The organism is Roseateles sp. P5_E11 (genome assembly GCF_054049355.1).
Map to the genome: position 1 here is coordinate 1 of NZ_JBFUMO010000763.1, position 2,245 is coordinate 2,245.

The window sequence follows — 2,245 nt, forward strand, 5'->3', positions numbered from 1 at the left end:
GTCGGCCAGCGACGCCAGGCGCGCCACCTCGGCGAGCTGAGCTTCGCTGGCGCCTTCTACCGGCCAGAACGCATCGGCCTGGCGGTTGCCCAGCGTGATGGTGCCGGTCTTGTCCAGCAGCAACACGTCGACGTCGCCCGCGGCTTCAACAGCGCGGCCCGAGGTGGCGATGACATTGGCCTGCAGCATGCGGCTCATGCCGGCCACACCGACGGCCGACAGCAGGCCGGCGATGGTGGTCGGAATCAGGCAGACCAACAGCGCCACCAGCACGACGAGGCTGACCGGCTCGCCCGCGCCGGCCACCGCCACGCTGAACTGAGAGAACGGCAGCAGCGTGGTGCAGACACCCAGGAAGACCAGCGTCAACGCGACCAGCAGGATGGTCAGCGCGATCTCGTTGGGCGTCTTCTTGCGCTTGGCGTTCTCGACCATGGCGATCATGCGGTCGACAAAGGTCTCGCCTGGGTTCACGGCCACGCGGGCCACGACCCAGTCGGACAGCACGCGGGTGCCGCCAGTCAGCGCCGAGAAGTCACCGCCGCTCTCGCGGATGACGGGGGCGGACTCGCCGGTGATGGCGCTCTCGTCCACCGAGGCGACGCCGTCGATGACCTCGGCATCGGCCGGCACGACATCGCCGGCCTCGATCAGCACGACTTCGCCCTTGCGCAGCGTGCCGGCCTCGCGGGGGTGCCACTTGATCGTGTCACGTGGCGCACCGGGCTTCCAGTCGTCGGTCACCTTGGCCCAGGTTTCCTTTTTCAACCCGCGCAGCGACGCCGCTTGCGCCTTGCTGCGGCCCTCGGCCAGAGCCTCGGCGAAGTTGGCGAACAGCACGGTGAACCACAACCAGACCGTTACCGCGACAACGAAGCCGTTCGGTTGCGCGACGGACAAGCCCGTCGTCAACAGGCTGCCGAGGTAGACGACGAACATCACCGGGTTGCGCAACTGCGTGCGCGGGTCCAGCTTGCGAAAGGCKTCGACCAGGGCGGCGCGGGTCAGCGCCGGGTCGAGCAGGGAAAAACCAGCAGCGCGATTCATGAAGCGCTCCAAAGGATCAGGTGCTCGACGACGGGCCCCAGGGCCAGCGCCGGCACATAGTTCAGAAGACCGACCAGCAGCACGGCGCCGATCAGCAGCACGACGAAGAGGGGGCCATGCGTGGGCAGGGTGCCCTCGCCCGCCGCCAGCCGCTTCTTACCCGCCAGCGAGCCGGCCATGGCCAGCACCGGCACGATGACGCCGAAGCGGCCTATCCACATCACCAGGGCCAGCAGCCCGTTGTAGAAAGGCGTGTTGGCCGACAGGCCGGCGAAGGCGCTGCCGTTGTTGTTGCCGGCGGACGAGAGCGCGTACAGCACCTCGCTGAAGCCATGCGCGCCAGGCGCCGCGATGCCGGCCTTGCCGGGCTCCAAGATCACGGCGACGGCCGTGCCGATGAGCACCGCCAATGGCGTCAGCAGGATGGCCAGCGAGACCATCTTCATCTCGTGCGCCTCGATCTTCTTGCCGAGGTATTCAGGCGTGCGGCCAATCATCAACCCGGCGACGAAGACGGCCAGGATGGCGAACACCAGCATGCCGTACAGACCCGCGCCGACGCCGCCGAAGACGACCTCGCCGAGCTGCATCAGTACCATGGGCACGGCCCCGCCCAGCGGCGTGAAGCTGTCGTGCATGGCGTTGACGGCGCCGCAGCTGGCGGCCGTCGTGATGACGGCGAACAGCGAAGAGGCGGCTATGCCGAAGCGCACTTCCTTGCCCTCCATGTTGCCGCCCGACTGCGTGGCCGTCTGGGCCGAGTCGACACCCAGCGCGGCGAGATGCGGGTTGCCGGCCTGCTCGGCCGACGTGGCGATGACGACGGCGACAACGAACATCGCCGTCATCGCCCCCAGCAGCGCCCAACCCTGGCGCATGTCGCCAACCTGGCGGCCCAGCACGAAGCACAGCGCCGCCGGGATCAGGAAGATGGACAGCATCTGCAGCGCATTGGTCGCCGCGGTCGGGTTCTCGAAGGGGTGGGCCGAGTTGGCGTTGAAGAAGCCACCGCCGTTGGTGCCCAGCATCTTGATGGCGAGCTGCGAAGCGACCGGACCGAGAGCAATGCTCTGGCTCTGGCCGTGCTTGTCTTCCATGACGGGCTGACCGTCGGCGCCCTTCAGCGGCTGGCCGGCTTCGTCGAGCTTGGGCTCCTGCCATGTCTGAGCCTCAATGGTCGTGACGTCCTGATAAGGCT

2 protein-coding genes are annotated in these 2,245 nt (G+C 67.9%); both read right to left on the reverse strand.

Features of this window, described 5'->3' with window-relative positions; translation table 11 throughout:
• Window positions 1-1,047, reverse strand: a 1,047-nt coding sequence (locus ACXJKR_RS30255) for an HAD-IC family P-type ATPase (RefSeq protein ID WP_457325996.1), incomplete at its 3' end; no start/stop codon positions are given.
• Window positions 1,044-2,245 (reverse strand): potassium-transporting ATPase subunit KdpA (gene kdpA, locus ACXJKR_RS30260; protein WP_457325997.1); only part of this gene is annotated, 1,202 nt, incomplete at its 5' end. The genes kdpA and ACXJKR_RS30255, both read right to left, overlap by 4 nt.